Origin of the sequence: Morganella sp. EGD-HP17, assembly GCF_000512315.2 — a bacterium.
GTDB lineage: Bacteria > Pseudomonadota > Gammaproteobacteria > Enterobacterales > Enterobacteriaceae > Morganella > Morganella morganii.
Genome location: NZ_AZRH01000011.1, coordinates 137,189 through 145,091 on the forward strand (window position 1 = coordinate 137,189; position 7,903 = coordinate 145,091).

Genomic DNA, 7,903 nt, shown 5'->3' on the forward strand with positions numbered 1-7,903 from the left:
ATAAATTTCCTGCCGGGAAGTATACACCATTCTGCATAAGAGGACGAAAAGGGAAGATGTCACAATTTTAAACATTAAAACCCAATTGTGCCCATGCGTCTTTCCATTCAGAAATTCGTTTTACCGAAATAGCATGATGAGTCGAGTTATCATTAATAGCCCGCCTTCCGTTATGTTTATCTAAATAATCTGAATGAGCCTCATAAATATCATTCTGTATCCATGACAATGGTATTATATAAAAAGTGGCAGGCTCTTTTCTGATATCGATAAATATCCAGAATTCATCGTCTTTTTTATCAGGTACACACTTATTTGCATAGTTGATTGATGTTTGCCACGTCCCTGACATTTTAGCTCTGGTTGTTACTTTATATTTTTTGCCAGTTGGAGAGTCAAATTTGATAAACGTTCTGCGGCCTTCTTTGCAGACGGAAACATTTATAGCACCAAGGCTCATTAGTTTTTGCAAGACCTTTAACTGTCCTGATTCTGCTGTAGTCATCTTTCCTCCTGAATGGAAAGTTGTTATGTCCGCCCGGAATCTTACTCCTTCACATTCCAGTTTTTAAAATAGCGTTTTAATTTTTCGACAGTATGGCGCCATTTCGGTGCCGTGGGTTTACAAACGGTATTTTGGTTACCGAAGAATCCGACTTCATTTACCGCCTCTTGTTCACTGCGGGTTTCCAGCCATTTGACAGGGACAAAATACTCAGATTTATCAGGGTCATCTGCATTCCGCTGATAAAGTTCCCTGTACCTGAGTACATCCATCGCCAGCTTTTCACCCTCTTCCGTAGTGATAGTAAAGCTACCGGCAGGCTCAACGGCGCTCTGCACAATACCAACGCCGACATAACCCGTCGCCGGGATTTTTACCCACACCCGGTCCCCCGGCTGAAGTTGTTTCAGCGTCTGGCTGTACCAGCTTCCGCCGCCCGCACTGATAAATCCGTAACGACGAGCCTCTTCCCAGACACGGCTTTGCGGGTCGCCAAACGAGACATAAAACTCACCATTCCAGGGCTCTTTTGTATTCGCACTTGTGGCGGTGGCCTGTGCCGCATTAGTTTGCGTTTCACTCGGGTCGATAAGCCAGGCGCGGCTTAAGAATTGCTCCTCACCATGCTGAAAAACCTTAAAGAACAGGACGTTAATTGAGATACCATTTTTACTCAGATAATCCACAATACGCTCGGTGGACGGGTCCAGTTCTGCCGCCACAATAATGATCTGATGTGACTGATTAAGCGATTCTTCCTCCAGCTCAGCATTGAAGCGCAGTCTGAATGCATCACCCAGATTGCCGCCACCAGAGAATTTTTCATAAATCTGCGACAGACGGTCAGCAGTAAGATCATCCACCCAGGAGGCGTAGTCCAGTGCCTGTGCGACCACTTCACGCGGCGTACGGTCACGTTTAAGTTCAATCAGGACCAGTGATGCGTCCGGCGCAATCGCCAGCAGATCGATACGGCCCTTATCGAGGGTATTTTCCTGATGGCCGATAATCATCCACTGGTCGGAGAGAATGGTCGGGTCATTTAAAATCATCTTCTCCAGCAACTGCTCACTGGCGAGTTTACTGATGGTCAGCGGCCGGGGTTTATCTCCGACCCGCCAGATAGCATGATGAACCGGCATCGTCTGTTCCTTAGTTTAATGCTGCGTCAGTGAGTGCATCCACCAGATGAAGCTTGGTTTGTTGGGATTCAATTATTCCACATACCAATTTTGAACATAGTTTATTCATTTCCTTAACTCTGTCCCTTATTCTCAAACTCTCGTTAGTTGAAGGCAGTGCAATAAGTGTATTAGCCAATCTATTTAAAGCCATTTTTTGCACACCTACCTGCATTGTTTTATCTATAAATTGTTCTTGGCAAAGATCGCTTCTTAAACACAGATATAAATAGTCTTTTGAAATTAATTTTGATGGTATTAGTCTAGCTGCATTCTCAGTAAGATTCATACCATCCAGCAACGCCGGAACAGTACCGCATTTACCAATTGTCGCACCAACAATTGTCATATAAATATCATCTTTAGTTATTATATAGTTCTTGATTTTTTGGTGCATTTCTTCATCAATATATTTTAAATCAGATAAATCAATAGTCCCATCTTTCATATCCGCCACACGAATATAGACATGAGGAGTTGGTTCTGTTAGTAATTTATAACCATTTGAAACCCTTTTCCCGCCTTTTATAGCAACGAGTTCTGCTAAACGACACCACACCCACCCTTCCGGCAATTCAAATGGCTTTTCCTCATCACTCACTGGCGGCAGTGGTTTTTGTTTTTTAATTTTCCCTTCTTTTACCAGCTCCGCTTTCTCTTGCTCAATACGTTTAAGCAGTTCAGAAGCAGGTTCGTCGTCAGGATCTTGCGGCACAAGTTTCCCCATTACCGCTAATTGCAGGATGGTTTGTTTAAGCGCGTCAATACTGGCTTCGGTGGTAAACAGCATGTCGAAATGCTGGCTGATTCGCACCCAGTTTTCGGCGAGTTCTTTGGCATTTTGACTGTCAGTGAGCGTTGCCAGCAGGGTTTCCACCAGTTGCTGATGGGCATCCAGGCTGAGCAGATATTGCTGTTCCAATTGATCGCAGAGGGACATGAGTTCATTAACTTTAGATACTATACGTAACTGTTCCTCTGCTGGAGGAATAGCAATAACGCCAGTAAGAAACTGTTTATCATTGATCGCAGGGTAAGCAATTCCTGTCTGGCAGCTTTCCACATAGCTAACAAATATAGGTGAACGAAGATAGTGATAAATAAATGTTGAAGATATTCCTTTCCAAGGATGGATTATAGCGAAAGCTGTACTAGCAATAGGTTCTGGATCATAATCTTCATCTACTACCGCGATATTCAATAAATAGGGGCGGACTGTGGAATATAACACAGTATTTCTGCGAACAATTTTTCTTGCTCGAGAGGGCGCATCTTTAGGATTTATCACCCCAGGTTTTGAAATAGTCCCTAATTCTTTATTGATAGACCCTACATCTATATATGTAAAATCATTTTCAGGAGTTTTTTGCCCCCAATCATGACCTACATGGTTCAACCTCACCCACTCCCACCCCGCCGGCAGTTCAAACGGCTTCTCATCTTCGCTAATCTCAGGAAGTAGTTTTTGCTTTTTAATTTTCCCCTGTTTTACCAGCTCCGCTTTCTCAGCTGCAATACGTTTTAACAGCTCCGACGCCGGTTCATCATTCGGATCCTGTGGCACCAGTTTTCCGCGCACCGCCAGTTCCAGAATCAGCTCACGCAGTTTCTTAATACCATAGAGATCGATTTTTCCATTGCTGCCACGGCCGGCTGCGGAGCGGGTTTGCAGGGCAGAAGACCAGATATCGATATGGTCGGTAATCAGCTTCTCAACGGTCATCAGTCAGCGTCCTTATTGCCTGCCAGTGCAGCGCCAAGAATATCGCGCAACTGGTTACGCAGTTTGCTGATTTCCGCCTGCTGTTTCTGGTACTGCGCCAGCAATTCGTCCGGATCGTGGCTGATGGTTTCGCCCTGATAGGGGTTTTTAATGTCGAGGTTGAAGTTGCGGGCGATAATGTCGTTGATGCTGACTTTCCACGCCTGATGGTTCTCTTTGCGGGCGGCAAAACCGTCGGCTTCATTTCCCCACCAATCGATCTCAGCCTGAAACTCTTCAAACTTCATCGGTTTGGTTTTACTGTAGTTCTTCACGCCGTCCGGGTACGGGTGCTCATAGAACCACACCTCTTTGGTTGGCTGACCTTTGGTGAAAAACAGAATATTAGTTTTGATACCGGTGTACGGGTTAAACACGCCGTTTGGCAACCGCACGATGGTGTGCAGATTGCACTCCTCAGTGAGCAGTTTTTTAATCTTGGTTTTCACGCCTTCGCCAAACAGCGAGCCATCCGGTAATACCACTGCTGCGCGGCCTTTGTCTGCCAGCACTTCGATAATCAGTTGCAGAAACAGATCAGCGGTTTCACGGGTCTGCATCTCTGCCGGGAAGTTTTTCTCGATACCGTCTTCTTCGGTACCGCCAAACGGCGGGTTGGTAACAATCACATCAATCTGCTCATCCCAGGAAGAAAGCGGCTTATTGAGTGTGTTGTCATGGCGGATTTGTACCGGTACTTCAATGCCGTGCAGCAGCATGTTGGTGGTACACAGCAAATGCGGAAGCTGCTTTTTCTCTACGCCGCAGATCTGTTTTTGCAGTATTTTGTGGTCTTCGGTGGTATTGACGTAATGCTCTTTCACATGGTCAAACGCACAGGCGAGGAAACCGCCGGTACCGCACGCCGGGTCCATAATTGACTCACCCAGCTTCGGATCAATACGATTGACCATAAAGCGCGTCACGGCGCGTGGAGTATAGAATTCACCTGCATTTCCTGCACTTTGCAGGTCACGCAGGATCTGTTCGTAAATATCGCCAAACAGATGCCGTTCCCGGCTGCTGCCGAAATCAATTTCATTGAGCTTGTTAATCACCTGGCGCAGCAGTGTGCCATTTTTCATATAGTTATAGGCATCGCTGAACGCCTGTCTGACAACAAAGCCACGCGGATTTTTATCGATCGGCGCGATGAGGTTTTTAAGCCCCGGAAAAAGATCGTCGTTCACAAACTCCAGTAACTCATCACCGGTAATACCCTCACTGTCTGCTGCCCAGCTGCGCCATAAATAGCGCTTCGGGATCGGGAACTGATAATCATCCAGCTCCAGTTCCAGCTCTTCTTCCTGGGTATCGAAAATTTTCAGGAACAACAGCCATGACAGTTGCCCCAAACGCTGGGCATCACCGTCAACACCGGCATCTTTACGCATAATGTCCTGAAGGGATTTAATTACTGAACTAATCGACATGTTTTCTTTCCATACTAAAAAAGACAGCCACCGGCCACAGGCGCGGCGGTGGCAATATATTTATTCGCTGTCAGGCTAATCGTGGCGGTAACCGGTAGATTTCGTTTTCCAGTTCGTTGACGGCCTGCTCATACGCTGCTTTGTTACCAAAGCCGGCTCTGATGATCTCTCCCGGACGGCCCAGCGCATCAAACGGTTTCAGTTTGAGCACCAGAACGTCCTCAATTTCCTGCACACCTTCATCAGCATATTTGTCCAGCAGAGTATTAAGTACCTGCTGAGCCGGTTCGGCATACTTCGTAAAATAGTTACGTTTGCGCACATTTGCTGCACGCTCCTGACGCGTTAACGGCGGCTGACCGTACACCACATGGCAGAGCAAATCAAACGGGTCGAGATCTTTACCCACCTCTTCGGCCAGTACATCCCATAAAATCCCCAGTTGCTCCAGTTCTTCAATGATGACCTGTTTGCGCGGAGCATTCTTCCATTTGCGCATAAAGCCATCCAGTGAAGCGTACTCACTGTCTTTCAGCATTGTTTTGCGGGTGTAATCGCGGAAGGATTCAGTCACCAGTTTACCGTCAGAATCATAATACTGAACACGTTTAGCCAGCACTTTTACATGCACGCCATTCACATAGAACTTACGGACTTTGTCGTCATCATCGTCACTATGGAATTCACCACAGCCTTCAGACCTGTCGCGGTTAACCTGATAGTCAGCGGTATCTTCCCGCGCCTCACCGGCGGTATTATCATCATTTTCCGCATCAAGTTGCTCGTTAAAATCCGAATCCTGATCGGAAATGTCACCGGGTCTGACCACCAGCACTTTTTCCGGCACGCCGTCAAAGCGCTCATCCGCAAACAGTTCGGTTGCTTTTTTAAAGTCGAGAATGGTGAACCACAACTTACCGTACTTTTCGTTGATACGCGTACCGCGCCCGATGATTTGCTTAAATTTGGTTATGGACTGAATATTTTGATCCAGCACGACCAGCTTGCAGGTCTGCGCATCGACACCCGTACTCATCAATTCTGAGGTGGTTGCTATCACCGGATAAGGCTTTTTCGGATTAATAAAGTTATCCAGCTGTGCTTTGCCGATATCATCGTCGCCGGTAATTTTCATCACGTATTTTTCGTTCTTCAATACCTGCTCAGGATTAAGCACCACCAGCGCATGACGCATCCGCTCTGCATGATCAATATCGTTACAGAAAACAATGGTTTTATCCATCGGGTTGGTACGTTTCAGGTAATCGGTGATAGTCTTCGCCACCAGCATAGTACGCTCATCAATAACCAGCGTGCGGTCAAAATCCTTCAGATTGTATATACGGTCTTTAATCTCTTTGCCGTATTTATCCAGTTGACCTTTAACCGGCCGCCAGCCCTGAACATCGACATCGATATCAACACGCACGACTTTGTAAGGGGCGAGGAAACCGTCTTCAATTCCCTCTTTCAGTGAATAGGTGTAAACCGGTTCACCAAAATAATCGATATTGGAGACGTCTTCTGTTTCTTTTGGTGTTGCTGTCAGGCCAATCTGAGTGGCGCTGCCGAAATACTCCAGAATCTCCCGCCAGGCGGAATCTTCGGACGCACTGCCACGGTGACATTCGTCAATCACAATCAGGTCAAAGAAATCCGGAGCAACCTGTTTATAGGCTTTCTGATTCTCTTCCGGTCCGGTAATGGCCTGATACAATGCAAGATGTACTTCATAAGCAGGATCGATAGTACGGCCGGTGACTTTGGTCATCGCAGTGCCGAAAGGTTGAAAATCATTATTTTTAGTCTGATCGACCAGAATGTTGCGGTCTGCAAGAAACAGAATACGTTTCTTGTTTCTGGCTTTCCACAGCCGCCAGATTATCTGGAACGCGGTATAGGTTTTGCCCGTGCCGGTTGCCATAACCAGCAAAATACGATTCTTTCCCGCTGATACGGCATCTATCGTCCGGTTAATTGCCCGCATCTGATAGTAACGGGGCGATTTCCCGCTGCCGTCATCGTAATAATCCTGACTGATAACGGGCAACTGTTGCTGAGTAAACCCTTTCCAGTCGCAATATTTTTGCCAGAGTAGCTCTGGTGCCGGGAAAGCATCAAGCGTAATTTCTGATTCGAGCTGCTGCGGATTGGTTTTATCATGGAAGATAAACCCATCACCGTTAGAAGCAAACACAAAGGGTACATCAAGCAGTCCGGCATAATCCAGTCCCTGCTGCATCCCTTTACTGATGGCGTGCTTATTGGCTTTGGCTTCGATAACCGCCAATGGCAGGTTAGGCTTGTGATACAGTACGATATCGGCAGATTTCACTTTGATACGTGATGCCAGCTTTCCGCGGACCACTATCTTACCATCACGCAGTTTCACTTCCTGACGAATCTGAGTCAAATCATCCCAGCCGGCATCCTTAACTGCGGGAAGGATAAATTTGCTGATAATATCCGTTTCACTCATATTCGTTTTGTTTACACCAGCCATAGCAGAGCGCTCCATGAAAGTGGGTTAGCTCTGATTCTACACAAATTAGTGCATCAGGTAAGGACTAAAGCAACATTTCGGGTATTCACTTCCCCTGAAATGGAACAACTATAATCAGGCTTTCTGCCCTGAAAACAGCAGAGGTCATAATGAAGAAAGTACGTTAGGACAGTACCTATATCCGGCAGGATATTTACACCATTCTGATTGATGTCGGTATGGCAGCTGATGCTGAAAATCATAAATTATTCACAGAAGCCTGCCGGAAAAATCTTGATACCTATCAGTCCTTATATGACGATTCATCAAAAAGTTTATATGCCCGCGTTGATCTGATTTATAACTTTGTCTGTAACCAGGAATTAAAAAATTACCGGGCCAGTTTTACCGGCGAACTTCACGCACCGATGTATCGTTACGACAATTCAAAGAATAATACGGAATATGATTTTGTCCGGAATAAAATCCGGGGCGGACTGGATGAAACCAGTAATGAGATCAATAACCTGATCTAGAACA

6 protein-coding genes are annotated in these 7,903 nt (G+C 46.1%); 1 reads left to right on the forward strand and 5 read right to left on the reverse strand.

Annotated elements, in window-relative coordinates:
- Positions 1-67: 67 nt before the first annotated feature.
- From X965_RS12905 to hsdR, 5 genes are all read right to left on the reverse strand, one after another.
- Positions 68-505: a hypothetical protein gene (locus tag X965_RS12905; protein WP_015422359.1), complete on the reverse strand. Its 438-nt coding sequence runs from the start codon at positions 503-505 to the stop codon at positions 68-70.
- Positions 506-546: 41 nt separating this feature from the next.
- Positions 547-1,647, reverse strand: coding sequence for a nuclease (locus X965_RS12910; RefSeq protein WP_036418304.1), 1,101 nt, complete (start codon positions 1,645-1,647; stop codon positions 547-549).
- A gap of 10 nt (positions 1,648-1,657) precedes the next feature.
- Positions 1,658-3,409 (reverse strand): restriction endonuclease subunit S, encoded by a 1,752-nt coding sequence (locus tag X965_RS12915; protein WP_036418305.1) that lies wholly within the window; start codon positions 3,407-3,409, stop codon positions 1,658-1,660.
- Positions 3,409-4,881: an N-6 DNA methylase gene (locus X965_RS12920; RefSeq protein ID WP_036413328.1), complete on the reverse strand. Its 1,473-nt coding sequence runs from the start codon at positions 4,879-4,881 to the stop codon at positions 3,409-3,411. Before X965_RS12920 ends, X965_RS12915 begins: the two co-directional genes overlap by 1 nt.
- A gap of 70 nt (positions 4,882-4,951) precedes the next feature.
- The gene (gene hsdR, locus X965_RS12925) at positions 4,952-7,384 is read right to left on the reverse strand and encodes an EcoAI/FtnUII family type I restriction enzme subunit R (RefSeq protein WP_036418306.1); all 2,433 of its coding nucleotides are present in this window, start codon (positions 7,382-7,384) and stop codon (positions 4,952-4,954) included.
- A 218-nt stretch (positions 7,385-7,602) separates the two neighbouring features.
- Here hsdR and X965_RS12930 point away from each other — a divergent pair, with 218 nt between their 5' ends.
- A complete protein-coding gene (locus X965_RS12930) occupies positions 7,603-7,899 on the forward strand; it encodes a hypothetical protein (RefSeq protein ID WP_036418307.1) in 297 nt (98 codons plus the stop codon).
- The last annotated feature ends 4 nt before the right edge of the window (positions 7,900-7,903 follow it).

What these genes read in the sequence shown, in the direction of transcription:
- X965_RS12910 (WP_036418304.1), bottom strand. Translation starts at nt 1,647, where the DNA reads ATGCCGGTTCATCATGCTATCTGGCGGGTCGGAGATAAACCCCGGCCG.
- hsdR (WP_036418306.1), bottom strand. Translation starts at nt 7,384, where the DNA reads ATGGCTGGTGTAAACAAAACGAATATGAGTGAAACGGATATTATCAGC.
- X965_RS12905 (WP_015422359.1), bottom strand. Translation starts at nt 505, where the DNA reads ATGACTACAGCAGAATCAGGACAGTTAAAGGTCTTGCAAAAACTAATG.
- X965_RS12930 (WP_036418307.1), top strand. Translation starts at nt 7,603, where the DNA reads ATGGCAGCTGATGCTGAAAATCATAAATTATTCACAGAAGCCTGCCGG.
- X965_RS12915 (WP_036418305.1), bottom strand. Translation starts at nt 3,409, where the DNA reads ATGACCGTTGAGAAGCTGATTACCGACCATATCGATATCTGGTCTTCT.
- X965_RS12920 (WP_036413328.1), bottom strand. Translation starts at nt 4,881, where the DNA reads ATGTCGATTAGTTCAGTAATTAAATCCCTTCAGGACATTATGCGTAAA.